24 protein-coding genes are annotated in these 25,520 nt (G+C 71.2%); 7 read left to right on the top strand and 17 right to left on the bottom strand.

Going from position 1 to position 25,520, the window contains the following annotated elements; all coding sequences use genetic code 11:
* Positions 1–3: 3 nt before the first annotated feature.
* Together ACFPA8_RS16755 and ACFPA8_RS16750 are read right to left on the bottom strand one after the other, a co-directional pair.
* Complete coding sequence (locus ACFPA8_RS16755; protein ID WP_386449136.1) at positions 4–372, bottom strand: MmcQ/YjbR family DNA-binding protein; 369 nt, start codon at positions 370–372, stop codon at positions 4–6.
* Positions 373–554: 182 nt separating this feature from the next.
* Positions 555–1,034: a nucleoside deaminase gene (locus tag ACFPA8_RS16750; protein WP_386449134.1), complete on the bottom strand. Its 480-nt coding sequence runs from the start codon at positions 1,032–1,034 to the stop codon at positions 555–557.
* 228 nt (positions 1,035–1,262) lie between these two features.
* On the opposite strand from ACFPA8_RS16750, the gene ACFPA8_RS16745 reads away from it, so the two are divergent.
* Positions 1,263–1,874 (top strand): RNA polymerase sigma factor, encoded by a 612-nt coding sequence (locus ACFPA8_RS16745; protein ID WP_386449131.1) that lies wholly within the window; start codon positions 1,263–1,265, stop codon positions 1,872–1,874.
* A 1-nt stretch (position 1,875) separates the two neighbouring features.
* Positions 1,876–2,931, top strand: a complete 1,056-nt coding sequence (locus ACFPA8_RS16740) for a CU044_5270 family protein (RefSeq protein ID WP_386449511.1) — start codon at positions 1,876–1,878, stop codon at positions 2,929–2,931.
* 118 nt (positions 2,932–3,049) lie between these two features.
* Here ACFPA8_RS16740 and ACFPA8_RS16735 read toward each other — a convergent pair whose 3' ends face one another.
* Entirely contained in the window at positions 3,050–3,463 is a 414-nt protein-coding gene (locus ACFPA8_RS16735) for a VOC family protein (RefSeq protein ID WP_386449128.1), read from the bottom strand.
* 284 nt (positions 3,464–3,747) lie between these two features.
* Between ACFPA8_RS16735 and ACFPA8_RS16730 the strand changes: the two genes are divergently transcribed.
* Positions 3,748–4,659: a hypothetical protein gene (locus ACFPA8_RS16730; protein ID WP_386449125.1), complete on the top strand. Its 912-nt coding sequence runs from the start codon at positions 3,748–3,750 to the stop codon at positions 4,657–4,659.
* A complete protein-coding gene (locus ACFPA8_RS16725; protein WP_386449123.1) occupies positions 4,656–5,417 on the top strand; it encodes a hypothetical protein in 762 nt (253 codons plus the stop codon). The genes ACFPA8_RS16730 and ACFPA8_RS16725 overlap by 4 nt, the downstream gene beginning before the upstream one ends.
* 58 nt (positions 5,418–5,475) lie before the next feature.
* Here ACFPA8_RS16725 and ACFPA8_RS16720 read toward each other — a convergent pair whose 3' ends face one another.
* The 4 genes from ACFPA8_RS16720 to ACFPA8_RS16705 all read right to left on the bottom strand — a co-directional run bounded on the left by ACFPA8_RS16720 (position 5,476) and on the right by ACFPA8_RS16705 (position 9,438).
* On the bottom strand, positions 5,476–5,958 hold the full coding sequence (locus ACFPA8_RS16720; protein ID WP_386449121.1) for an MSMEG_6728 family protein: 483 nt from the start codon (positions 5,956–5,958) through the stop codon (positions 5,476–5,478).
* 234 nt (positions 5,959–6,192) lie between these two features.
* Positions 6,193–6,687 (bottom strand): hypothetical protein, encoded by a 495-nt coding sequence (locus ACFPA8_RS16715; RefSeq protein WP_386449118.1) that lies wholly within the window; start codon positions 6,685–6,687, stop codon positions 6,193–6,195.
* Between the two features lie 171 nt (positions 6,688–6,858).
* Positions 6,859–7,827, bottom strand: coding sequence for a helix-turn-helix domain-containing protein (locus ACFPA8_RS16710; RefSeq protein ID WP_386449115.1), 969 nt, complete (start codon positions 7,825–7,827; stop codon positions 6,859–6,861).
* Positions 7,828–8,139: 312 nt separating this feature from the next.
* Complete coding sequence (locus ACFPA8_RS16705; RefSeq protein ID WP_386449112.1) at positions 8,140–9,438, bottom strand: hydroxyacid-oxoacid transhydrogenase; 1,299 nt, start codon at positions 9,436–9,438, stop codon at positions 8,140–8,142.
* A 382-nt stretch (positions 9,439–9,820) separates the two neighbouring features.
* Here ACFPA8_RS16705 and ACFPA8_RS16700 point away from each other — a divergent pair, with 382 nt between their 5' ends.
* The 3 genes from ACFPA8_RS16700 (at position 9,821) to ACFPA8_RS16690 (ending at position 13,608) form a co-directional block, all read left to right on the top strand.
* Positions 9,821–11,713, top strand: a complete 1,893-nt coding sequence (locus tag ACFPA8_RS16700) for a TIGR03767 family metallophosphoesterase (RefSeq protein WP_386449109.1) — start codon at positions 9,821–9,823, stop codon at positions 11,711–11,713.
* A 115-nt stretch (positions 11,714–11,828) separates the two neighbouring features.
* Positions 11,829–12,194 (top strand): PH domain-containing protein, encoded by a 366-nt coding sequence (locus ACFPA8_RS16695; protein WP_386449105.1) that lies wholly within the window; start codon positions 11,829–11,831, stop codon positions 12,192–12,194.
* A gap of 181 nt (positions 12,195–12,375) precedes the next feature.
* The gene (locus ACFPA8_RS16690) at positions 12,376–13,608 is read left to right on the top strand and encodes a cytochrome P450 (RefSeq protein ID WP_386449102.1); all 1,233 of its coding nucleotides are present in this window, start codon (positions 12,376–12,378) and stop codon (positions 13,606–13,608) included.
* A 164-nt stretch (positions 13,609–13,772) separates the two neighbouring features.
* Here the strand turns inward: ACFPA8_RS16690 and ACFPA8_RS16685 are convergent, their stop codons facing one another.
* The 10 genes from ACFPA8_RS16685 to ACFPA8_RS16640 form a co-directional block, all read right to left on the bottom strand.
* Complete coding sequence (locus tag ACFPA8_RS16685; protein ID WP_386449099.1) at positions 13,773–14,759, bottom strand: DUF3048 domain-containing protein; 987 nt, start codon at positions 14,757–14,759, stop codon at positions 13,773–13,775.
* A gap of 114 nt (positions 14,760–14,873) precedes the next feature.
* Positions 14,874–15,923, bottom strand: coding sequence for an ABC transporter permease (locus tag ACFPA8_RS16680; RefSeq protein WP_386449096.1), 1,050 nt, complete (start codon positions 15,921–15,923; stop codon positions 14,874–14,876).
* Positions 15,920–16,999: an ABC transporter permease gene (locus tag ACFPA8_RS16675; RefSeq protein ID WP_386449093.1), complete on the bottom strand. Its 1,080-nt coding sequence runs from the start codon at positions 16,997–16,999 to the stop codon at positions 15,920–15,922. The genes ACFPA8_RS16680 and ACFPA8_RS16675 overlap by 4 nt, the downstream gene beginning before the upstream one ends.
* Positions 16,996–17,904: an ABC transporter ATP-binding protein gene (locus tag ACFPA8_RS16670; RefSeq protein ID WP_386449090.1), complete on the bottom strand. Its 909-nt coding sequence runs from the start codon at positions 17,902–17,904 to the stop codon at positions 16,996–16,998. Before ACFPA8_RS16670 ends, ACFPA8_RS16675 begins: the two co-directional genes overlap by 4 nt.
* Positions 17,901–18,287, bottom strand: a complete 387-nt coding sequence (locus tag ACFPA8_RS16665; RefSeq protein ID WP_386449087.1) for a GntR family transcriptional regulator — start codon at positions 18,285–18,287, stop codon at positions 17,901–17,903. Before ACFPA8_RS16665 ends, ACFPA8_RS16670 begins: the two co-directional genes overlap by 4 nt.
* Before the next feature lie 221 nt (positions 18,288–18,508).
* Positions 18,509–19,975, bottom strand: a complete 1,467-nt coding sequence (locus ACFPA8_RS16660; protein ID WP_386449085.1) for a flotillin family protein — start codon at positions 19,973–19,975, stop codon at positions 18,509–18,511.
* Between the two features lie 151 nt (positions 19,976–20,126).
* Positions 20,127–20,633 (bottom strand): hypothetical protein, encoded by a 507-nt coding sequence (locus ACFPA8_RS16655; protein WP_386449082.1) that lies wholly within the window; start codon positions 20,631–20,633, stop codon positions 20,127–20,129.
* Between the two features lie 262 nt (positions 20,634–20,895).
* On the bottom strand, positions 20,896–22,152 hold the full coding sequence (locus ACFPA8_RS16650; protein WP_386449079.1) for an ATP-grasp domain-containing protein: 1,257 nt from the start codon (positions 22,150–22,152) through the stop codon (positions 20,896–20,898).
* A 147-nt stretch (positions 22,153–22,299) separates the two neighbouring features.
* A complete protein-coding gene (locus ACFPA8_RS16645) occupies positions 22,300–23,931 on the bottom strand; it encodes an APC family permease (protein ID WP_386449077.1) in 1,632 nt (543 codons plus the stop codon).
* 212 nt (positions 23,932–24,143) lie between these two features.
* A complete protein-coding gene (locus tag ACFPA8_RS16640) occupies positions 24,144–25,472 on the bottom strand; it encodes an MFS transporter (protein ID WP_386449074.1) in 1,329 nt (442 codons plus the stop codon).
* Positions 25,473–25,520 lie beyond the last annotated feature (48 nt).

Raw genomic sequence — 25,520 nt, 5'->3', positions numbered from 1 at the left:
GGCTCAGCGCGTACCGGCCCCCTCGTCGGAGCCGGGGTCGGAGAAGGTGTCCAGCAGACGGGCAGGAGCGGCCTGCTTCCAGGAGTCGACGAGGATGTCGCGCAGTTCGTCCCGGTCGTCGAGAGCGGCGATACGCACGCGCACCCATGGGGTGCCTGCCTCGTGCGGCGGAACCCAGAACTTCTCCGGCTCCGCGGCGATCAGTTCGGTCCGCTCGTGCCTCGGGCAACGCACGGCGAACGACGTCTCGTCGTCGGGGACCGTGACGAACATCTTGCCGGCGACGCGGAACGTAGGCATGCTCCACGCCTCCTTCTCCACCGTTTCCGGGAGTGACAGCGCGATACGGCGGACGTCCTCTGAATCGAGCATGGCACCAACCTACGGCTGCCGGGGGCACGCTCCCAGAGTGAGCTCCGCCGTTCCGGGAAACCCGTAGAACCCCGGTCACACCGGTCGTTCGGCACCCCCGGTCGGCACCCCCGGTCGGCGCCCCCGGTCGGCACCGCCGGTCGGCATCGCCGTCCTGCCGACGAGCGGGGCGAGGACGCCGTTCAGTCAGGTGCGCCGTGGAAGCGGCGGTGCAGCGCTCGTACCTGCTCCGCGAGGTCGGGAACCGGGCCCTCCACCTCGACGCCGGGGACGATCTCCCGGATCGGGAGCGTACGCACGGGAGGCGCCGGTACTCCCAACTCCGCGAGCCAACCGGCCAGTTGCTTGGAAGAGCTCACATAGACGATGCGCCCCAGCCCGACCCAGCCGTGCGCGGCGGCGCACATCGGGCAGTGCTCACCGGAGGTGAAGACGGTCGCGGCCGCTCGCTGTCCGGGGGTCATGTTCGCCGCGGCCCAGCGGGCCAGCTCGAACTCGGGATGGCGGGTCCGGTCGCCGAGGGCGACGCGGTTGCGGTCCTCGCCCAGGACCGTCCCGTCCGCAGCGGCCAGCACCGAGCCGAACGGCTCGTCGCCCGCCTCCAGGGCCTCGGCCGCCAGTTCCACGCAGCGCCGCAGGTGCCGCAACTCGACGTCGTCCACCGCCGTACCTCCAGTATGTGAACTTCAGCGGATGCTAAGTCCCCGGCCCCGTCCGCGCACCGGAATTCGGGACCGGAGTCCGCGTCGCCGGCCGGGCCGCGGCAGAGGTCGGAAGTGCTCGGGAGGGCGCTCCCGGAACTGCCCGTGAACTCGCTCGGGGACTCGTGCGGAGTAGGGAGTGACCGGGCTCTGTTTCGCCCGGCGAGGCGAGACGAAACGGAGCCCGATGTGACAGCGCCCTCCCGAGTGGAGCGCCGGCCGGACCCCCTGGAGGACTCGGTCCTGGTGCAGGCGTCACAGACCGATCCGCAGCGGTTCGCCGAACTGTACGACCGCCACGCACCGGACATTCACAGATACGCCGCACGACGCCTGGGAGACACCGCGGCCGACGATGTCGTGGCGGAGACCTTCCTGATCGCCTTCCGCCGCCGCGACCGCTTCGACCCCTCACGAGGCGCCGCGCGCCCGTGGCTGTACGGAATAGCCGGCAACCTCATCGCCGGACACCGGCGTTCGGAAGTCATGCAGTACCGCCTCCTGGCCAGAACCGCGGTGGACCCCGTGGTCGAAGGACACCACGAACGCTCCGACAGCCGGGTGGCGGCAGCCGCCGTCACCCGTCAGCTCGGCGCCGCTCTGGCCCGCCTCTCCAAGGGCGACCGGGACGTACTCCTGCTCGTCGCATGGGAGTCGCTGACCTACGACGAGGTCGCACAGGCGCTGGAGATCCCCATCGGGACAGTGCGCTCCCGACTGAACCGGGCTCGCAAGAAGGTCCGGAAAGCGCTCGGTGGGGCCGACCCCACCGCGGCACGCGAGGAGTTCACACGTGGATGAGATGACAGCACTCCGGCGTATGCGGGCGGAGATCCCCCGCCCCCACCCCGACCGGCTGACCACCGGCCGGGAACAACTGCAGGCCGCCATCGACGAGGAGGAGACCGCACACCGAACTGCCTCGGACCGACGAACGTCAGGGGGAATCTTGAACGACATAAGGATCACGGGCGACACCGGGCACAGCTCCCGCAAGCTCCTTCACCGGCGTCCTCTGCTGGGCGCCGCGGTGGCCGTCGCCGCGGCGGTCGCTGTCACCGCGACCGCCGTGGTCGCCGGCAACATCGGTGGCGGGGAGGGCGGTTCGACGCCCTCCGTCTCGGACACCAGCACTCGGTCGGTCAGCGCGAAGAAGACACTCGACGCCGCCGCGGACCGTGTGCGGGAGGAGGAGAAGGGCGCGGAGATCGACGTCCCACGGGACGACCAGTTCATCTACACCAGGGAAACCGTCAGGGAGACCGACCGCAAGACCGGCAGGACCGATGTCAGGACGACTGAGAACTGGGAGTCGGTGGACCGCTCCAAGCGGGGGTGGGTGGATGAGATCGGCGGCACGGGCACGTGGAGCGAGCCGCTGGGCAAGAACGAGTCCACGTTCCCGCCTCCCGGCTGGAAAGCGCTGGAGAAGCTCGGCACGGACCCGGCCGGACTGATCCGCTACCTGGCGGCGGGACAGGGCGGGGCCGGGAAGAAGCCGGAGTCGCTCAAGGAGATCAGGAAGAAGGACTGGTTCATGATCCAGTTCTCCCTGAAGGAGCTGGCCACCCTGCCCCTCGCGCCCAAGGGCCTGCGGCCCGCCGCTTACGAGGCCCTCGCGATGGTCCCCGGGATGAAGGCCGAAGCAGGCGTGGAGGACGGCGACGGACGTCCCGCGGTCGGAGTCGCGTACGACCACAAGTTCACCCGGGACCAGAAGCTCCTCTTCGACGAGGACAGTCACGAATACCTGGGAGACAAGGACATCCGCACCACCTTGAACAACAAGAAGAGCTACGACCAGTGGATCCGGCTGACCGACTACGCCGTCGTCGACAAGGTCAAGCAGCAGCCCTGACACCCACGCCGGTCGGGCAGCCGCGGCGCGGGGGGCTGCGGCTGCCGGCCGACGACCACTGGAACCCAAGCCGAGGCGCGGGCCTCCTGTACGACGACCGGGCCCTGCCTGCGGACGGTCAGCCCCGCGGCTCGCCGATGTTGACCATCCAGGGGACGCCGAACTTGTCCGTGCACATGCCGAAGACGTCGCCCCACATCTGCTTCTCCAGCGGCACCGCCACGGAGCCGCCGGCGGACAACTTCTCCCAGTAGCCCCGCAGTTCGGTGTCGTCGTCGCCACTGAGGCTCACGGAGAAGTTGTTGCCCGGGGTGTGCTCCATCCCCGGCGGGGTGTCGGCTCCCATCAGGGTGAAGCCGCTCGGCGTCTCCAGCGTGCCGTGCATGATCTTGTCGGCCTCCGGTGTGCCGCTCCGGCCGAAGTCGCCGAAGGTGTGCAGGGCCAGCGTGCCGCCGAAGACCGTCTTGTAGAACTCCATCGCCTGGCGGGCGTCGCCGCCGAAGCTGAGATACGGGTTGAGCTGCGAACCCATGAGAACCTCCCGAAATCGAGGTAAAAGTCTGATTTCACACACTAACGGGAGCGAGCGGCGAAGGCGCCCGCCGTGAACGGCCCCCGCAGCCGGCCTGCTGCCGGAGCCGACGAGGCGGCCCCTCACCCCGCCGGACGACACAGGCCGTACGGACAGGGGCGACCGCGCGTCCCCGACGCTCCGCGCCGAGAGCCGCCGGGCCGGCGCCGCCTCCCCCGGAACGGCCGGGCCCCCGGGGGAGCCGAGCCCGGGCGCGTTGCTGCCGGCGGTGCTGTACTGGCCAGGTGAAGCGCAAGCACACACCGGTGCCGTTCCCGCGCACCGGGCGAGGACGTAAGGCGCCTTCCGACGCCGTACGGACCCGGCAGGCCGAGGAGCAGCGCCGCAGGGTCCGGCTCATGATCGAGATCACCGCCAGGGCAGGGGCGTACCGGAAAGGGCTGCTGGCGGCGGTCAGGCGCCTCAGCGCCGACGAGGCGGCGGTCCTCGCCGATCTCGAACGGAACGGGCTCCAGGTGCCCCAGCTGCACGACGTGCTGTGCGGCGGTCATGTGCTGGTGGACGACCGCCGGCTGTACGAGGAATGGCGGTCCGCCAAGGGCAGCCGCCGACGCGTCTCCAGCCACCACCGCGACATCGACAAGAACCTCTATCCCGACATCGGGATGCGCGGTCAGGTGGTGCGGGAGAAGCTGCACGGGCGCACCGCGCAGGGCACCTGGGTACAGCTGGAGAAGACCCCGGCCGCCTTCGGCGAGCGCAAGCTGCCCAGCCTGAACGACCTCCGGCACCTCGCGGACTACGTGGTGTACCGGATCACCCGGAGCAACGTCGGCCCCTGGGGTCTGTCGCGGATGACCGAGCGGCGCCCGATGTACCTGTCACCGGCCCTGGCAGTGCCCACCTCCCTGACGCCCCCGGTCGCGCGGTCGCTGACCCGGGCACTGCGCCGGATCGAGGAGGACGACGACGTCACCGCCGTGTCCCAGGACCTGGCGGCCCGGTTCCCCCCGCCGGACCGGGAGGACCTGGTCGGCGAACTGGGCCGGGCCCTGTCCGGCAGGGCCGGGCGGGGGCTGTTCGGCAACTCCGAGGTGTGGATCACGGAGACGCCGTCGCGCAGCGCCGCCGCGATTCTGCGGGAGAGCCCCGGTCCGCCCGCGGTGGACGAGTGGCAGGAGAGAGGAGCGGCATGAACGGCGCCCAGCGGAACGGCCCTTCGCCCGGGCCGCAGGAACCCGGAGACGCGTCCGTCCCCGAGGGGCTGGTGTCGGCCGTGGTGAACCTCGTCGGCACCGGACCGGTACAGCTCGGTGCCTACACCGTGGCCGAGCTCACCGCCGTGGACGCGATCGTGGACTTCCTCGAGGCCCGGCCCGCTGACGACGTGCTCGCCGAAGCCGTCCGCTCGCTGGCGGCCCGTCAGCTGCTGCTGGCGGGGTCGACGAGCGAGCAGGTCGAGGTACGCGGAGACCTGGGCATCGTCGTGGCGTTCCAGCGCAGGGCCCGGAAAGTGCTCGACGCCCGCACGACCGGCACGGACACGGGGGAGCCGTGGCGGATTCTGCTGCTCCCCCAGCCCGAGCGGATCTGCCTGACGGTCCGCATCGACGCGCTCGGCGTCCACGAGATCGGTCTGTACAAGCTCGACGAGGCACTCGACATGCTCATCGACTGGCTGCCCCGCGGCCGCTCCGCGGACCCGGTCGCGGCGGGGGACGTCGACGACGTGCTGGCCGGGGCGGAGCGGTCGGCGCTGGTCACCGTCACCCACTACACCACGCAGGGGTCGGCCGAGGTCGCCGAAGGCAGTACCGATCTGGTCCTGGCCCGCAGCCACGGACGGTTGCACGTCCTTTCCCGGGACTCACGCGTACGGACGGATCTGGCGCCGAGCCGGGCGGAGGGCAAGGAAGGTGTTCACGACAGGCTGGCCGACCTGCTGACGACATAGGGCGCGTCGTCCGGATCTCGCGGGTTCGCGGCGCGACCGGCCGGGAGGCGCGGTCCCGTCAGCCGCCGGCGAGCGGACCGGTCCGGTCCGACGGCGGCCAGACGTACGGAAGGTCGTCCGGGACGCCCGGGAAGAGCGGTGCGTACGTGGCCGGGTCCTTGCGGATCAGCGCCGACTGGTGGCTGCGGTGGAAGGCTTCGTCACCCAGCCAGGGAGGCAGTTCGCCGGCCGCCAGCAGCTGCGGCTGGTCGCGTACTGGTGTGCCGGGACGGAACGCGGTGAGATCCGCGACGAGTGAGGCCGCACAGCTGTCCTGGTGGCCGTGGTCACTCCACACCCGGCAGACCTCCAGCCCGTAGCGGACGAGCGCCTCCTCGTACCCGGCCCACATCCGCACGGCGGGGTGCCGGCGCCACCCGTAGCCCGGCACGGTCAGGCCGCGGAGTACCTGCAGCGCCTCGACGCGCTGCTTGCCGAGCCGGCGGCGGTCCAGGACCAGCGCCGCTTCCACGAAGTCCGCACAGGGCAGGAAGGTCTGCATGCGCTCGTCCCTACCGGACGGGGGAACCGCGGCGAAGCACCACAGCCGGGCGTCCGAGGGGTCTGCCGCCACGGCGGACGCCGGCCGGTTGCCGTGGCGCTGGGCGCCCCACTGCCGTACAGCCCGGATCCGGATCCGGGTCCCTGCCGCGGCGCGTCACGCCGGTGCCGTCCTGCTGTCAGGGTGTCGGGCGGTCAGGCGGTCAGGCGGTCAGGCGGTCAGGCGGTCAGGCGGTCAGGCGCCGGAGCCTGCCGTGCTTCCCGGCGTGAAACCGCTGCCGAGACCGCCGCCGCCGGAGGGGCGTGCCAGCCAGACCCCGCGGCCGATCGCCCACAGGACCAGCCCGGCCACCAGCGGGGTGCCGACGACGAGAATCAGACCGGCTCCGATGTTGGCTCCGATCACCCCGGCGGTCACCACCCGCCAGCCCGCGCCTGCCAGCAGGCCGGCCGCGACCAGCGGCGCCAGCACCTGCCACCAGCGGCCGTCGAACGAACCGCGGCGTGTGGCACGTACGAGCAGTGCCGCACTCGCCACCGCCAGCACGAGGCCGCCGATGCCGAGCGCGGTCTCCACCCCTGCCGGGATGTCCGGCGGCTGGACGGCACGGTCGAGCTGAGAGGGCGGTACGCCCTGCTCGTCCTGCCGTCCGATCAGACCCCAGGTGGCCACGGGCACGGCGACGGTCAGAACGCCGGCGGCCAGCTGATGCATCCCCTGTATTCGCATGGACCCAGCGTGGCACGGCGTGCCAGGTCCGACATGAGTAGACGTACTCACCCTGGTCGTCGCGGGCCGGTGTGCCCGGACGCCCCGTAGTTGCCGCGCAGTTCAGCGGCGCTGCGGACGGCGGGGCCACCCCGCCGTCGTGGCGTTCCTCACTCGGGCCCGAGAAACCCGTCAGGACCGGAGCGTACGGGCGGGGTGCTGGCCGTAGTGCTCGTGGTAGGACGCGAAGAACTTGCCGCGGTTGAGGAAACCCCAGCGGGTGGCGACGGATTCGACGGTTTCTCCCGTGGAGGGGTCGGCGGCCTGCAGGTCGCGGCGGGCCCGCTCCAGCCGGACGCGCCGCAGGTAGCCCAGCGGACTCGTGCCGTACTGGCCGGTGAAGGCGTCCTGCAGCGCACGCGGGGTGACGGACACGGCACGGGCGATGTCGGTCAGGGTGAGGGGCTTCTCGGCGTTGCCGTCGATGAACTCGGCCGCGCGGCGGAGCACCGCCGGCGTGATCGTGCCGGGGCCGGGCTGGTAGTCGGCGGTCATGGTGGTGTTCGGGAACGTCTTCACTGCCGCGGCGCCGAGCAGATTGAGCGTCTGGGCGTAGACCAGCGGCTCGGAGAGAGGACTGTCGGGCGTCTCCAGCTGGTGGGCGACGAAGCCGGCCGTGGAGCGCCAGAACCGGTCCATGGCGGCGGAGACGGGGGTCGTCCCGACGAAGTTCACCCCGTCACCGCCGCCGGTCTCGGCTGCGGCCTGCTCGGCGGCCTTCAGCGGCACCGAGATGACTTCCTTGCCGAGTCGGTCCCAGCTCATCGAGAGGGGCACGCCGGCGGGGAAGACCGCGGTGTCGCCGATCCGCAGCCGCGTCTCCAGGTCGCCTGCTGTGACGTTCAGGGTGCCGCCCGTCACGAAGACGAACATCAAGTAGTCGAGGGGTGCGACGTCGATGCTCATGCGCGAATGCACGACGTGATCCAGGCTCATGCTGCCGGCGGCCGTACGCCGGCCGTCGAACGTGAACCCCTCCGTAGGGCCGTACCGCGGCTTGAAGGCGCCGTACATCTCGGCGCTCAGTACCTCCGCCGCACCGGGATCCGACGTGGCGAACTCGGACCGCTCGACCGGCACACGTTCAAAATCCACCGACATGTTCGCCTCCCGGCTCGGAGCGCGCTGCACCTGGACGGCGTCAGGACCTTCTCCCTCGACCGTACTCCTCGCCCGACCTGTCCTGTTACGGGCCGACCCGTCCCGTTCTGGACCGGCCCGCGCTGCTCCGGACCCGCGCGGCACTGCGGCCCGTCGGCTCTCCGGCCTCCTGCGTCCCGCGTCCCGCGTCCTACATCCCGCGTCCCGCACCTGCGGTCTGCCGCTGGGACCCGCTGCTCAGCGGGGCGCTCGGACCCATCGGCCGCCACAGCGGTGTTGCGGCAGGGCACGGGGCTCGTCGTCCTGCCGACGTCACCAGTTCTGCACGGAGTTGAGCAGGATGCGCGTGATCTCCTCCTCGCCGACGGGCCGGGGGCACGTCGCCAGGAGGCGCTGCTGCTTCATCGTGCCGGGCACCAGCGCCGGTACGTCGCTCTCGCCGTAGCCGACGGCGCCGATGCCGTTGGGGATGCCGATGTCCCGCATCAGGTCGATGAGGACCTGCGGCAACTGCTCGGCGGGATCGGCCAGTTCCTCCTTGTCCGGAGCCAGCAGCCGGGCCGCACGCAGATGCCGCTCCGGGGCGGCCGGGAAGCTGAACCGGAACGCCTCCGGGGCCGTCAGCGAGACCGCCTGGCCGTGCGGCACCATCGCCTCGTCCTGGGGGTATCCGCGCGGCCGGTAGTCCTTGACCATGCCGGCGACGGGGTAGCCGTTGGCGTGCGGGATGTGCACACCGGCGTTGCCGAATCCCATGCCCGCGAAGGTCGCGGCCATGATCATGTCCGTGCGGGCCCGGACGTCGTCGGCTCCTTCGTGCACCGCGCGGCGGAACGACTTCGCGATGAGGCTCATGGCCTTCTCGCACCACAGGTCGGACACCGGATTGGAGCCGCAGTAGGTGACCCGCTCCTCGGGTGCGCGCCGCTCGAAGCGGCCGTACCACTGGGCGGTGTACGACTCGACGGCGTGACAGACGATGTCCATGCCGGCCGACGCGGTCACCTCCGGCGGCAGGCTCATCGTCAGCAGCGGATCGACGACCGCCAGCGCCGGGCGCAGCCGCCAGTGGCTGATGCCGGTCTTGACCTTCATCGACAGCACGTCCAGGACGCACATGGCTGTGCTCTCCGCGCCCGTGCCCGCTGTGGTGGGGACTGCGACCAGGGGTTTCAGCGGGCGGTCGGGGGCCTTGCCACGCCCGACCGGCTTGTTGACGTAGTCCATCAGCTCGCCGGGGCACGAGGTGAGCAGGTTGACGGCCTTCGCGGTGTCGATGGACGAGCCTCCGCCCACGGCCACGAAGCCGTCCCACGACCCCTGGGACTCCGCGTACTCGACGGCGGCGGCGAAGCTCGCGTCCGACGGTTCGACGTGCACCCCGTCGAAGACCTCCGCCGTGACGCCGTATCGCCGCAGGCTGTCGGCCACGCGATGCGGGATGCCGAGAGCGAGGACGCCCGGGTCGGTGATGACCAGTACGCGTCGGGCCCCGTGCTGCGCCAGGTCGAAGCCGATCTCGTCGCAAGCGCCCGCGCCGAACTTCAGGGGCGGTGCGCCCCAGGTGAAGACGGTCTCCTCGGTCAGGTCGCCGGCGTGGTTGCCGCTCATCAGGCTGCGCCTCCGCTCGCTGTCGACGGCGGATCCGGGCGGCCGGGTCACCGGCCCGCGATCCCGTGTTCTGCGATCCCGTGTTCTGCGGTCCCGTACTGCAATCCCGTACTGCGATCCCGTATGGGGCCCCTGCGGGCAGTATGACCACGTTCGCGCGGCGCACGCGTGGGAGCGGACCTTGGAGCGGACTCTGTACCGATGCCACAAAAACTCCCGGTCCCGGTGGACTGCCGGTAACTTACCGACGCGTAGATCGCCCGGGGCGTGAAGGGCCGGGTGCCGGGAGCGCGCGTCGGTCGCGACGGATCCGTCGCCGTGTGGCCGGGGATTCGAAGTCTCCGCCGTGACCGGTGAGTTCGAGCTGAGGAACGGTGGCCAGGTGTCGGTTTCACGCAGGAAGTTGTTCGCGTTCGCCGCGGCGGGCGTCGCCGCCGCAGCCATCGACCCCGGCGGTCTGGGCCGTGCGGCGGTGGCCGCCGCCGACCTGGCCTCTCCCGACAAGGCACGGGCGCGTGCCGGTGCCGGGACGACGCTCGACCGTACGGTCCTGCCCGGCCCGCCGGGGCCCGACGGGTTCCGGAAGCTCGTCGAAGGTGCCGGGGAGGAGCACGTGCTCCGCAGCGACATCACGTCCGTACGCCCGGAGAAGCCGCAGCCCCTCGTGGCGTTCGGGCATCTCAGCGATCTCCACGTCATCGACGACCAGTCGCCTTCACGCGTGGAGTTCCTCGACCGCTCCAACGACGATCCGGACTCCGGCTACCCCTTCACTTCGGCCTACCGTCCGCACGAGTTCCTCTCGCTGCACCTCGTGGACGCCATGTGCCGCTCGCTCAAGGAACTCGGGGAAGGACCGAGGACCGGTCTGCCGCTGGCGTTCACGGTCGTGACGGGCGACGCGGTCGACAACGCGCAGCTGAACGAGACGCGTTGGTACATCGACCTGCTCGACGGCGGCAAGTCCGTACGCGCCGACTCGGGTTCGCCCGACCGCGACGAAAGCCTCGCGGGAGGGGTCTTCGGGAAGGACGTGCACTACTGGCGTCCCGAAGAGCCCGCGCAGGAGGGCAACAAGTACAGCGCGCGCGGATTCCCGCAGATCAAGGGCGCGCTGGGCGCGGCCCGCACCGCCTTCACCTCCACGGGACTGGGCATGCCCTGGTACGCCGTGTACGGGAATCACGACGTGATGGTGCAGGGGAACATCCGGACCGACACCGACCTGCCGTTCGTCGGCTCGATCAAGGAGCACACCGAGGGCGGCTCGAAGTGGTCCGAGGGTCCTGAACTCCCGGACAAGATGGAGGACTTGGACCTCATCGACGTCATCAAGGCCGTATTCGACGGCGTGGAGTCCGAGGACGTCACGGCGGACCCCGGCCGACGTCTGCTCACGCCCGCGGAGTTCGTCGACGAGCACCAGCGCACCAGCGGACTGCCCGTGGGGCACGGCTTCCAGCAGGGCAGCGACAAGGCGTACTACGTGTTCCCCGCGGCCGAGAAGGACCCCATCCGCTACATCACGCTGGACTCCACGAACCCCGCCGGGCTGACCAACATCCAGAACAACGCCGACGGCGGTATCGACGAGGACCAGTTCGGCTGGCTGGAGGAGCGCCTCAAGGAGTTCAGCGGCACGTACTTCACCGAGTCGGGCGACCCCGTCCGGCAGCAGGACGTCGAGGACAGGCTGATCGTCGTCTTCTGCCATCACCCGATCCGCACGATGACGAACGACGCGGACGGCCACCGCACGGGTGAGGAGGTGGAGGCGCTGCTGCTGCGCTTCCCGAACGTCGTGCTGATGGCAAACGGCCACACGCACCGCAACGAGATCACGCCCCACGCCAGGCCCGCGGACCACGAGAAGCCGGGCGGATTCTGGGAGGTCTCCGCGGCGGCGCACATCGACTGGCCGGTGCAGAGCCGCGTCGTGGAGATCGCGGCGGGGAAGGACGCGGCGGGCGAGGAAGCGCTCGCGATCTTCACCACCGTGCTGGACATCGACGCGCCGCTCTCCGGCGGAGGAGACCTCGGCAGCCCCAGGGCGCTGGCGTCGCTGGCACGCGAGCTGGCGGTCAACGACATCCAGCTCGACGAGACGCAGCGCGGTGAAGTAGACGACCGCAACGCCGAACTGCTGCTTCCGGCACCGTTCCCGCTGGCCGGGCTCAAGGGCGCGGGCAAGGGCTCGGACGCGGGCAACGCGGCAGCGCCCGCGGAGAAGGGCGGGAGCCGCGCCGCGGGAAGGGAGCCGGCGCCCGTGGGCTGAGGGCGCCCCGCGCAGGACGCCGCCCGTCTCCACGCCGGTTCCCGGCTCCGGCCGGTGAGTTACGGTTCGAAGGGCGGACGCGCGACGCGGACGCACTCACCAACCGGGGGCTGCCATGGCACTGTTCGGCAACGCGCACACCGTCGATCCGGCATCCGCGCAGCAGGAGTACGCGCGGCTGCTGGGGCAGGGCGAGCAGGTGCACGCCGCGTACCTGCTGATCCGCGACACCATCCTCTTCACCGACCGGCGCCTGATCCTCGTCGACAAGCAGGGCGTGACCGGCAAGAAGGTGGAGTACCACTCCGTTCCGTACCGCAGCATCACGCACTTCGCGGTGGAGACGGCCGGGACCTTCGACCTGGACGCGGAGTTGAAGATCTGGGTGTCGGGCAGCCCCACGCCGCTGAAGAAGACCTTCACCAAGGGCGTCGACATCTACGAGGTGCAGGCGATCCTCACGGCGTTCGTGGCGCGATAGCCACCCCGGGGGCCACCGCCCCGGAGGCGAACGCAGCCGCCGTCGCGTTCCGCGCGCCCCCCGTGCACCCATGGGACGGCGAAGTCCCCTGTATCGGCGGTCCGTTGCGCGCCTACGTTGGCGGCACCGACTGCCGCGCTCAGCGCCCCGCCGAGGGATGCTGACGAGCCGAGGGGGCGCCTTGTCATCGGTCAGAGAAGCACCCGACATCCTGTCGCCGCAGTTCGGCGCCGACCCCTACGCCGCGTACCGCGTCCTGCGGGAGGACTTCCCGCTGCTCTGGCACGAGGCCACCGGCAGCTACATCGTCTCGCGGCACGAGGACGTCCAAGAGGCCTTCCGCAGCGAGGCGTTCACGACCCGCAACTACGACTGGCAGCTCGAACCGGTGCACGGCCGCACCCTCGTGCAGATGAGCGGCAGGGAACACGCCGTGCGGCGGGCGCTCGTGGCGCCGGCGTTCCGGGGGCGGATGCTGGAGGAGAAGTTCCTCCCCGTCATCGAGGACAACGCGCGGGAACTCATCGCGCCGCTGCGCGACGCGGGAACGGCCGACCTGGTCGGCGACTTCGCCACGCACTTCCCCATCAACGTGATCGTGGACATGCTGGGGCTGGACAAGTCCGAACACCCCCGGTTCCACGCGTGGTACACGGCGATCGTCGCGTACTTCAGCAACCTCTCCCAGGACCCGGAGGTCGCGGCGGCCGGTCACCGTACGCGGGACGAACTCGCCGCCTACATGATCCCCGTCATCAGGGAGCGCCGCGAGAACCCCGGCGACGATCTGCTCTCCACACTGTGCGCCGCCGAGATCGACGGGGAGCGGATGAGCGACGAGGACATCAAGGCCTTCATCAGCCTCCTCTTCGCCGCCGGCGGGGAGACCACCGACAAGGCCGTCTCCGGCATCTTCGGGAACCTGCTGCGCCATCCCGAGCAGCTCGCCGCCGTGCGGGACGACCGCGGGCTCATCCCGCAGGCCCTCGCCGAGACCCTGCGGTACACCCCTCCCGTCCACATGATCATCCGAGAGACGTCCGAGGACGTGGAAGTCTCCGGCGGTGTCATTCCGGGGGGCTCCACCGTCAACTGCCTCATCGGCGCCGCCAACCGGGACGCGGCACGCTTCGAGAACCCCGACTCCTTCGACATCTTCCGCACGGACCTTCCCGCTCGGACCTCCTTCTCCGCCGCAGCCGGTCATCTGGCATTCGCGCTGGGCAGGCACTTCTGCGTGGGCGCACTGCTCGCCAAGGCGGAGGTCGAGGTCGCCGTCGGCCAACTGCTGGACGCCATGCCGGAGTTGCGCCTGAGGGAGGGCTGCACGCCGGTGGAGGAGGGGATCTTCACGCGCGGTCTGACGTCCCTGCCCGTCCTGTTCACGCCTGCCACCCGGGGTGCCGTCCCGTAAGGGCCCCTGTTCGGGGGGATCGCGGTATCCCGACCGGCGTCCAGGCACTCTCGCCGTCCCACCGGGACGCTCCTCCGGGCGGACGGACGAACGGGCGGACGAGCGGACGGGCAAGCGCGCGAGCGCAGGAGGAGGCGGCTGAGGAGGAGGAGAGTGGCCGCCGGTCACTCCTCGGGAGCCAGGGCCACCCAGACCTGCCCGCGGGCGAACGGCAGCCGCTTCCCCTTCGAATCGGTGAAGGTCGTGCCGCCGGTGGCAGAAGGGCGGTTCCAGCGCGCCTCGTACTCCTTGCCGTCCCGCAGCACGAGCGCCCGGCCCGAGCCGACGGTCTCGGTGTAAGGCGTGACGGCGCCCGAACTGTCGCCCAGTTCGGAGTCGCGGACGTCGACGTACTGGACGACGACGGTGGACGCGCCCAGCGAAGCTCCGCCGGTCGTACGGGCCTGGCGCCCGTCCATGCTCACCAGCCACCTGCGTCTCTCCGCCGACCAAGCGAAGTCGAAGCGGGCGGCCTGGTAGCGGACGCTGCGGGCCCGCGTCCTGCGTCCCCCGTCCGGGGCGGCACCGAAGCGGAAACCGATGTCCTTGGGCGCGCCCGCGTCCTCGGCGACGGGCGCGGACAGGGCACTACGGGGACGCAGGTACAGGTTGTGCGGCGCGGGCCGGTCGGACCCCCGGGTGTACGCCTCGGGCAGCCGGCCGGGCGGCAGGGGGATCAGCGGGGCGGAATCCACCATGGCCTGCAGCTTGGACTGGACGCCCGAGTAGGCCAGCACCGGGTTGTCGAACTGCCGCAGCAGTTCCAGGTCGGACTCCCGGGCGCTGCGCACGGGCCCGAGCGTGGCGGGGAGGCGGGAGGCGAAGACGGCCAGTATCCGGGACAGGCCGGCCTCGACCTCTTCGATGTAGACGATGTCGGCCTGGTCCAGGCCGGTGTGGGGCCGCGCCGCCTGCACGTTGTCGATCTTCACGGCGAGGACCTTCTTGCCGATCGTGCGCCCGCCCGTGAAGGGCGAGCGCTTCACGTCGTCCTCCCCGCCGCCTCCGCCTCCGCCGCCGCCTCCGTCGCGGTCCTCCGAGTCGCAGGCCGCCGCCAGCAGCGACAGTCCCGCCGCCACCAGCACCGTCCGCCGGGATCCCGTCCACACCATGGCCGCCCGCCTCCCTCTCTCGCCTTTGGGTGAACGTTCCCCGCGGAGCGCCGCTACCGACGCGTTGCGGCCGAGATGTGCCCGAAGGGCCGTCCGGGCAGGCCCGCGGCCGCGTCAGGGTGTACGGCGCCGCACCAGCCGGAAGGCAGCCGCCGTGAGGGCGGCGGCGACGGCCAGCACGACGCCCGTCTCGACGAGCTGGAGCGGCCAGAAGTGGGACTCCGGGTGGATCACGGCGACGACGCCCTGCGCGTCGTGCTCGGCCAGGCACTTCTGCAGGACGGCGGGCAGCTCGGTGTCGAAGCAGACGAGCTCGTTCACCCGCTCTCCGCTGTTCTTGATCACGCCGAGCTCGGCCTGGTAGGCGTCGGACGGAAGGTTGGACGCCTTGTCCCCGGTCAGCCTGGTCTTCGGCCACAGGTCGAACCTGTACGCCTCGCAGACGAAGTACACCAGGCCGAGAGCCCCGGCGGCGGCGCCGATCGCGGGCAGCGTCCGCCGCAGCAGCACTCCGGCGAACACGCCCGCGGCCAGGCCCAGCAGCGCGTAGGCGGGACCGGCCGGCCCGGTGGCGTGGAAGGAGTCGGCCTCGTACCACACCGGGGTCCGGATGTCGGCGGCCGACAGCCATATCCACCGGAAGAGCACCGTCAGTCCGGCCGTGCCCACGGTGATCAGCAGCGCGGAGAGAGCCACCTTGGTGGCCAGCCACCGCACTGGCGAGACGGACTGCGTCCAGGCGATCGCCGTGGTGTCGCGCTCGAATTCCCTGCCGACGAGGGCACCGCCCGCCCACACGGCGATGACGAACGGCAGGAAGGTGAAGAGGCCGGCTCCGACTTCGAGCAGGCCGCCGTAGGAGTCGTACGCGTTCATCTCCGCCGGCCCGCAGCTCAGGGCGGTTTCGCGGGCGTTGCCGCAGCCGGGCGCTTGCGACCGCTCCACCTCCTTCCCGAGGAAGTGGAGGTAGACGAACGCGAGAGCGGTGCAGGTGACGAAGATCCCCCACAGGGCCAGGGCGCCGCGGTGCACGCGCAGCAGCACCCAGGTCAGGCCGCGGGGACCGAGCGGCAGGCGTGAGCGGGACGGGGCGGCCGGACGGTTGCGGGCGCCCCCTTCGGTCGCGCCCGTCCGGCCGGGAGCGATGTTCGGTGCGGGGCTCATGCGGGCGTCTCCAGACCGGCGGCGGGAGTGGACTGCGGGCCGCTGGAGGAACGCAGCAGCCGGAAGGCGGCCGCGGTGAGGGCGGCGGCGAGGGCCAGCACGACGCCCGTCTCGACGAGCTGGAGCGGCCAGAAGTGGGACTCCGGGTGGATCACGGCGAAGACGCCCAGGGCGTCGTGCTCGGCCAGGCACTGCCGGAGGGCCTCCGAGGACTGCTTCCCGTCGCAGAACGTCCCGGCCCGCGTGCCGCTCTCCGTGATCATGCCTGCGTCGAACTTCTCGGCCTCCCTGTCGGTCAGGCCCGTCGCCTCGGTCCCGGTCACCCTGACCTTCGGCCACAACTGGTCCCTGAAGGAGCCGAGAGCGGCGTGAGCCGCCGCGAGGGCCGCGAAGGACAGGCCCATCGTGGGCAGGACCCGGCGCGTCAGCACTGCGGCCAGGGCTCCCGTGGCCAGTCCCAGGACGGCGAAGGCGAGGCCGACCGGGCCGCCGGCGTGGAAGGCGTCCTGCTCCCACCAGAAGCGGACCGGGTCCTGGGGTCCGGACCTCCACACCCACCGCTGGAGGACGATCAACACCGCGGTGGCGCCCACGATCAGCAGTCCGGGCACGGCCAGTTTGGAGGCGAGCCACCTCGCAGGTGTGACGGACTGGGTCCAGGCCAGAGCAGCCGTGCCCCTCTCGAAGTCCCGCGCGACGAGCGCACCGCCCACGTACGCGGCGACGGCGAACGGCAGGTACGTGATCATGGTCTGGGCGAGTTCGAGCAGGGTGCTGTAGAACTCGGGGGCGCTGAGGCCGTCCGCGTCGGCGCAGCGCGGCACGCCGGGTTCGTGACCGCGTGCGAGACAGACGTCGGAGTCGAAACGCTCGGCCTGCTGCCCTGTGAAGTACAGCCAGACGAGTCCTCCGGCGAGTGCGGAGAGGAACGAGGCCCATATCAGCAGCCCCGTGCGGTGCACGCGGAGCACTGAGCGGGCCGGGCCGGGAAGGCGGCGCTTCGCGTGCGGACCAGGAGCACCCGCACTGCCGAGTCCCTCGGGTTGGTGGCGATCGAGCTCGGTCGGGGTGGTCATATCGCGGCCTCCTGGCTCGGTGCGGGTGCGGCCCTCCCGGTGAACAGGGCGGGGGCGCCGGGATTGCGGAGGTGGGCGAGGAAGATCTCCTCCAGGCTGGGCTGCTCGACGGCCCATACGCCGGTGTCCGGCTCGCCGTACGGGCGCACGAGTGCGGTACGTCCTCGTCCGGAGCCTCGCTCCTCGATGACCGTGTGCGGTGCGAAGTCCGTACCCGTACCGGTGAGACGGCTGTGCGCGGAGAGGATGCCGTCGCAGGTGCCCGCGAGCCGGATGCTTCCGGAGCCGAGCAGCAGCACGTGGTCGCAGCAGCTCTCCAGCTCGGCCACGACGTGCGAGGACATCACGATGGTCGTGCCGTGTTCGGCGGCCTGCGCCATGAGCGCCCCGGTCAGCTGATGACGTGCGAGCGGGTCCAGATCGGCCATCGGCTCGTCCAGCAGCATCAGTTCGGGGCGCTTGCCGAAGGCGAGGGCGAGAGCCACCCGGGTGCGCTGGCCGCCGGAGAGCTTGCGGATCGCCGCGCCGGGGTCGGCCCCGCCTCCGTAGGCGATGCGTTCGGCGGCGGTCTGGTCCCAGCGGTCCGGGTTCAGTTCGGCGCCGAGCCGGAGGGTGTCGGCGACGGTGAGCTGCGGGTACAGCGGTTTGTTCTGCGCGACGTACGCGATGCGCTCGCGGTGCTCGCCGGGGGCGCTCCCCAGCAGTCGCACCGTCCCCTCGGTCGGTCGCCTCAGCCCGGCCGCGACGGCGAACAGCGTCGACTTGCCCGCGCCGTTGGGGCCGACGAGCGCACAGACGCTCCCGGTGGGCAGCCGGAACGTACAGCCGCGCAGTACGTGCCCGCTCCTGCGCCCGTACGTCATGCCCAGGTCCACAGCCTCAAGTGCGGCTGTCTCCTTGCTCATTGCTCCCCCTCGGGAAATTCCGTGTCCAGTGCGGCGTGGAACAGCGCCACTACGCCCTCGCGGTCGAGTCCGTCTTCGCGGACCCGCTTCATCCAGTCCGCCAGCTCCCTGCCGAGCGGCGAGCTCGAGGACGCGCCGACCAGCGACCTGCGCACGAAGGTGCCGAGACCGCGCCGGGCCTCGACCAGTCCTTCGCGCTCCAGTTCGCGGTAGGCCTTCAGGACGGTGTTCGGGTTGACGGCAGTCGCCTCCACGACCTCGCGTGCCGTGGGCAGCTTGTCGTCGGGCTCCAACAGGCCGAGCCGCATTGCCTGTTTGGTCTGCTGAACGATCTGGAGATACGTCGCGACGCCGCTGCGGCGGTCGATGCGGAACTCGAGCACCCGTTCAACCCCCCTTTCACTAATCAAGTAGTGAAAGGGTGATGCAAGGGTCCGCGGATGTCAACATTCCCTGGTCACAGCGGAGTTCGCTGCGTCTGGCGTAAGGCGTCAGCGGCGGCGGCAGCGCGGAACGGCGGGTGCCCGGGCGCACGAACAGGGCCCGGCGCCGATGCGTGCGTGCATCAACGCCGGGCCCGTCGCCCCCTGTCCCCCCTGCTTCGTCAGTCGCCGACGGCGATCCTGCCGTCGGTGGACGCCACGGCCTTCTCCGGTGCCGGGACGGCGCCGTTCCCCGCCCCTGCCGAGTCCCCGGCCGGGGCCGGCTTGGGCGCCATGCCCTTCAGCAGCCCGGCAAGGTCCACACCCGTGGTGGAGTTGAGCAACTCGACGCCCTGGGCGACGTTGTCCGCGACGGTGCGGGAGAGCCGGCTGGCCCCGTCGGTGGAGATCACCGTCAACTTGTCCACGGCGCTCAGCGGTTCGGACGCCTTGCCGACGACCTGCGGCAGCACCTCGACCAGCATCTGGAGCACAGCCGCGTCGCCGTACTGGGCGAAGGCGTCGGCCTTCTTCTGCATGGCCTCCGCCTCGGCCCGCCCCTTGGCGCCGATCGCCGCGGCCTCCGACTCGCCCTCGATACGGACGGCCTCGGCGAGCGCGGCCCGCCGGGCCTTCATGCCCTCACCGGTCACCCGGGCCCGCTCCGCCTCCGCCTCGGCCTCCTTGACCTGCGAGATACGGCGCGCCTCGGCCTCCTGCTCGGCCTGGTACCGGGCCGCGTCGGCGGGCTTACGCACCTTCGTGTCCAACTCGCGGTCCGTCAGGGCCGCTTGGCGCTGGGCGACCTTCTCCTGCTCGGCGAGCACCTCCTGGCGGCGCGCCGCCTCGGCGAGGGGGCCCGCGGCAGCGGCACGAGCGGACGCCTCGTCGGTCTCGGCCGTGATCTCGGCCTGCTTCAGCTGGAACGTCCGCTGCGCGACGGCGATCTCCTCCTCGGCCCGGAGCCGCGCCTGCTCCGCGCTACGACGGGCCTCCGCCTCGGCGATGTCGGCCTCCTGCTTGGCGCGGGCCGCCTCGGGACGTCCGAGGTCCTCCAGGTAGGAGCCCTCCGAGGTGATGTCCTGGATCTGGAAGGCGTCCAGCACGAGCCCCTGCCCGGACAGGCTCGCCTCCGCCTCCTCGGCCACCTGCCCCGCGAACGCGGCACGGTCCCGGATGATGTCCTCCACGGACATCCGTCCGACGATCGACCGGAGGGCGCCGGAGAGCACTTCCTGCGTGAACCCCACGATCCCGCTCTGCTGCTGGAGGAAACGCTGTGCGGCGGCGCGGATCGAGTCCTCGTTGCCGCCCACCTTGACGATGGCGACGCCGTCGAGGTTGACCTTCACACCCCGCAGCGTCACCGCGCCGCGCACGGCGACCGGGATGTGCCTGCTGGACAGTTCCAGCGTGTACTTCTGCTGCACGAACGGCACCACGAAGACACCGCCGCCGACGACGACCTTCTGGCCGCTGTTGTCGGTGAAGACGCGGCCCGTGTCCGGGTCGGTGGACTTCTTGCCGCGCCGCCCGGTGACGATGAACGCCTCGCTCGGGCCTGCGACTTTGTAACGCGTGACGACGGCGAGCGCGAGAAGCACCAGGAGTACGACGACTCCCGCCACTGCGATCACGACTGGACTCATGATGTGTCCCCCTCAGCCGTCCGTGCCGGGACGGCAGTCGATTGTTCCGAGTACGACGGGGCCCCACGGGGGCCCACCAGGACGGCAGGCCCGGCCCGGAAGCCGGCACGCTCCGCCGGCCCGGGCCACGGACCGGATGCGTACCGTCCCGTCAGCGCTTGACCGGCCGTACGGAGACGGAGGTCGGCGACAACGCGGCGTCGACCCAGACCTCGGTGTCGCGCCCCAAGGGCGTGGTGCTGCGCGCCGAGAGCTTCACCGGCTGACCCGCCACGGACAGCAGCACCTCGCCGTAGCCGTCGGCGGGGACCGGCGTGACCACGGAACCCGTGACGCCCACCATGTCCTCACCGCGCGGCGCCGCCGCGGACCGGTCGCTCATCAGCGCCGTGCTGAACCGCCAGGTGCCCCATCCGGCCACGCCGCCGGCGCACACACCCACGGCGCTCGCAGCGCCCGCTCCGAGTCCCGTGGTGCCCAGCACCAGTGCCCCGCCGAAGCCGAGCATCGAGACGAAGCCCGCGACCACGGGCAGCGACAGAAGTCCGTCCGCCGCCGCCGCGCCCGAGTCGAACAGCCCCTCCAGAACCCCGTCGAAGACCAGCGACAGGGCGAGGACGAGAACACCCGCGATGCCGAGAGCGAGAAAGAAGAACACCGCCGACACCCCCCTTGCGCATTGATCTCCCTGGCCAGCGCCACCTTTCCACGGGAGGGGAGACCGCCGCATTGCCTGGTTCCGGCAATGTTGGACGGCGGCTTGATGCCGACGTGCACGTCCGCCCCTGAACACGGGGTTCCCCGGCGGCGGCGCGGGCGCCGCGCGCACGCCGCCGGGACGACGCCGGTCCGGCGACGCCCGGCAGCAGCACCCGCCACCCTGCCGGGCCCACCTTCGTCATTCCGAACTCCCCGTGTGCTCAGGCGAGTTCGTAGAAGCCTTCCCCGTCGAGGTAGCGCACGGTACCGGCGTCCCGCAGGACCGTCTCCTCCACCTCGTGACGGAGGTTGACGATCAGCGGATACGTCAGGTCGTTGACGGTGCGCCGGATCGTCGAGCCCGGGGGCACCAGGGTCCGGATCTCGTGGAGGCTCTCCAGGTTCTCCAGCGTCTCCAGGTGCCTGTAGCCCCGCAGGGTCCCCTCCACCGGGGAGATCATCGCGATCGAGGCGAAGTAGTGCTGGACGCTGTAGTCCCGCCGGTACTCGGCGAGGAAACCCTCCGGGTCGCAGTAGGCCTTCGCCGTCCAGCCCAACTGGCTCTCACCGAGGGCGAGTTCCGCGTAGTACGGGATCTCGCCGCCCGCGATGCGCGCGCCCATCTCGATCAGACGCGGCCCGCCGGGAGTCAGTTTGATCTCCAGGTGCCCGGGTCCGTGGCGGATTCCGAGCGCGTCCAGCACCGACTCCGCGTACTCGGCGAGCACCCGCCCCTTCGCCGAGTGACGGTGCACCACATGGATCGCGTCGCACAGGTCGAGAACGCCGTTCGCCGAGAGCCGGGACGTCTTCCAGATGTCGCAGACCCGGTGTTCTCCGTCCCGGCTGACGGTGTCGACCATGTACTCGCCGCCGCGGAGGTACTCCTGTGCGACGACACCCTCGTTGTGGCCCCCGTAGATGTGCGCGGCGCCGAGCAACGACCGGTAGGCCGCCACGGACTGCTCCGGGGTGTCGCAGAAGAACACCCCGTCCCCGCCGCCGCTGCTGAGCGGTTTGACCACTGCCCGGCCGCCGAGCGCGATGTGCCATTCCCGCAGGGACTCCTCGTCCTCGACGAGGAGTTGGGCGGCACCGGGAACTCCCGCAGCCCTGATCGTCTCGATCATCGTGTACTTGTCGCGGCGGGCGGCGCTGAGTGCGGTGCCGTTGGAGGCAAGGCCCATCCGCTCGCTGAGCCGGTCGGCGAACTCCACGCCGTGTTCGCCGCCGGGGACCACGGCGACCGGGCGGTACGCCGACAGTGCCCGAATCGTCTCCTCCAGATCTCCCTCGTGGACGATGTTGTCCTCGTAGTCGCTCAGATCGAGCGCGCTGCGGAACGCCTCGGGAACCTCGGGGCCGCTCTGGACGCGCACGCAGGCGTGGCCCGCCTTGCGGAACTCCGGGATCAGGCGCCGGGTCGGGTGGTACGTGTCGACGATCGCGACGTAACTCTGCTGGGGTTCCTCGGACATCGTTGCTCTCCCTCGCTCTCCTGCGGCCGGCCCCCTCGCACGGGGCCGGCCGGGACGGCTTGCTGATCTGAACGCTCTGCGGACCGGCCGGCGGACCAGTTCCCGCGGGGCGGCCGGCCGTTCGGACCGGGTCCGGCGTCGTGCCCGTCACGGAACGGGCTCTGCGGCGGGCCCGGACTCCTCCTCGCCGGCCTGACGTCCCTTCAGCCGGCTCTGGTGACCGACCCCGGAGCGCACGCCCCAGTGGTAGACGGCCAGCGCAGCGGCGGCGGCGACGAGGGAGTCGAAGGGTGCCGCGAGCAGTTCCTCGCCGCCGAAACTGCCCGCCCAGGACACCAGGAACAGCATGGCCATGTACCCCAACAACCACATGCCCAGGGCGAGTTCACGAGTCAGACCGCTGCGGGAGCGGCGGCGTACGACGAAGATCAGCATGCCGGACGCCGCCATGGGCAGGGCGATGCTGAGATGGTCCCAGCCGGCCCAGTGGATCAGTTCGGTCGAGACCACGAATCCCGCGGGAGCTATCCACCGCAGGCCCGGGAGCGTCCACTCCGCGCTGTCGCCGTCGCTGACGTAAAAGGTCCCCGCGGCGACGGCGCAGGCGGAGTAGCTGAGCAGGGACAGCACGCCGACGACCGCGATGATGTCCTGCCAGCCCCCGAAGGGCAGCAGGAACAGCACGCTGAGGAAGAAGTTGCCCAGCATCGCCCGCCGGGGCACCCCGGAACGGCCGTGGACGACGCCGATGGAAGCGGGCAGCACCCCGTTGCGGGCGGCCGCGTACGTCTCCCGTGCCCCCGAGGCGACGAACACCGACACCGCGCCCGCCGGGGAGACCACGGCGTCCGCGTAGATGACCGTCGCCAGCCAGCCCAGGTTGAGAGTCAGCGCGAGTTCGCCGTACGGGGAGGCGAAGTCCACACCGTGCCATCCCCCGCCCAGCCGGCCCTCCGGCACGGTGAGCAGGAAGACCAGTTGCAGCAGCATGTAGAGCACGACGACGAGGCTGATCGACATGATGACCGCGCGCGGCAGGTCGCGGCGCGGGTTCCGCGCCTCGCCGGAGAGCTCGACGGCGGCGCCGAAGCCGTTCATCGCGTAGATGATCCCCGCCGTGGCGACGACGCTGAGCATCGCCGACCATCCGTACGGGGCCCAGCCGCCGCCCGCTTCGATGTTGCCGGTGTGGAAACCGGAGAGGAACAGGGCGACGATGGTGAGGAGCGGCACGGCCGTCTTCACCACCGTCACCAGCATGTTGACCCTGGCGAAGAGGGCGACCCCGAACCAGTTGAGCAGGACCAGCGCTCCCAGCAGCCCGACGGCGGCGAGAGTGCCCTTCGTCGTCAGCCTGTCGTCCGCGTACAGGCCGGGTATGTAGCGCTCGGCATACTGGACGATCGCCGACGACTCGGCCGCCAGGGCGCTGGCGACGGCCAGCAGCACCCCCCAGCTGATCACCGCTCCCACGAGCGGACCGCCGGCCTGCATGGGCCAGCGCACCATGCCGCCGGCCCGTGGCCTGGTGGCGCCCAGCTGCACGAGCACCATGCCCACCAGGATCAGTGCGCCGCCGGCGAGCGGCCAGGAGAACAGCGCGGCCGGGCCCGCGCCTTTGGCGGCGTAGTACGCGCCGAACAGCCAGCCTGAACCGATCATGCCGCCGAAGGCGACTCCGGTGAGGCTCCAGAACCCCAGGTCCCGGCGTAACCTCGCGTCGTCGCCGCGCCCCGGGAGGTCGGCGGACGGGCGGTGCTCCAACGGTGGTGCGGACATACGTCTCCCCCTATGGGTGATGGCAGGGCGAAGCAGCGGGCTCTCCTCCGAGGGCCCGTCTCCCGCTCCGCGGACGGCCGTCGGACACGGCTGGAACGCTGCGGACACAGCGCGGACGGTGGTGGTGCTGCTGCTCTGTTGTGCTCTGCGGTGCTGCTGCTCTGTGGTGCTGCTGTGCCGATGCCGGCACTCGGCAAGTGCCGGGCGTGGCCTCAGCGCGCTTCTTTCCGCCCCTCCTCCACGGAGTCCGGGCCGGTGCCGTCGGCGCCGTCCGGGCCGGAATCCGGTGACTCTCCGCCGGGGCCGGGGCTGTCGCGGACCTTGGGGTGCAGCAGCAGGAAAGCGGCGAGCAGACCGAGCACGGCCGCTCCGCACACGAACGGCAGGGACACCCCCGTCTGGTAGAGGGCGGTGGCGGCGAGCGGCCCGAGGACGAGGGTGAATCCGTTGGTGGAGTTGATCAGCCCGGCGACGCCTCCCTGTTCGTCCGCGCCGACCTTGAGGCTCAGGATCGAGTTGTAACCGGGGATGGCGAGGCTGTGGCCCACGCCGGAGAGCGTGGTGGCGGCGAAGAAGAGGGGCAGGCTGTCGGCGAAGACCATCAGCACGAACGCGATGCCCGTCAGCGGCACGCCCACGCGCAGCAGCCGCAGCGGACGCCACTTGAGGAACGGGATGAGGACGCCCTGCACCAGGAGCATGGGCAGCCCGCCGGCCAGCAGCACGTACCCGGAGAACTCCGCCGTCTCCCTCGTGGTCAGGCCCAGCCGGTCCTGGAGGAGGAATCCGACGCTCATCTGCAGCATGCTGACGGAGAGGTAGATCCCGACACCTGCCAGCAGGAACGGCCACACCCGTCCGTCCAGGGGGCTGAGCCTGGGTGCCTTGCTCCTGCCGCCCCCGGCGCGCGAGTCCCTGGGCAGCCCGGCCCAGACCGCGAAGGCCGGCATCAAGATCAGCACCGGTGCCAGGTAGAGGGCTGCGACCAGGCCGAAGTCGGCCAGCAGACCGCCCAGTCCGGGCCCGAGGACCAGTGCCAGGCCGATCGCCGCCCCCACCCGGGCCATGCCCTTGACGCGCGTCTGTTCCTCCGGGGTGACGTCCGCGACGTAGGACTGCGCCGCCACCGGCAGAGCAGCGAGCGCACTGCCGAAGAGGATGCCCCGCGTGAACAGCAGCAGGGCGAAGGTGAGCGCCGTGCCGATCAGGCCGCGGAGGCCGAAGTGGGCCGACAGGGCGAACGCGAGGAGCCCGGCCGCCGCACCGAACAACGAGACGACGAGCAGGGGCTTGCGCCCGTGCGTGTCGCTCCGCCTCCCCCACCACGGGCTGACGAGTGCGACCGTCGCCGCGGAAGCACTCATCACCACCCCGAACTGGAACTCGCTCAGGGAGAGTTCACGGGCCAGCGGCGGAAGGACCGGCGTGAGGATCTGCTGCCCCGTGTAGCCCCCGAAGACGGCGAGGTAGATCAGCAGGAAGCTGCGCCGGGGCGGGCCCTGGGAGCCTGGCGGTGTGGCGTGTGGCGCCGCAGTGGTCATCTTCTTCCCATCGGTTCCGGTTCGTCTGACATCGGTGGGCCGGCAGCT

Origin of the sequence: Streptomyces ovatisporus (assembly GCF_042653885.1) — a bacterium.
Classification (GTDB): Bacteria; Actinomycetota; Actinomycetes; order Streptomycetales; family Streptomycetaceae; genus Streptomyces; species Streptomyces ovatisporus.
The sequence above is the reverse complement of the archived record's forward strand: the minus strand, read 5'-3'. Positions and strand labels throughout refer to the sequence as shown.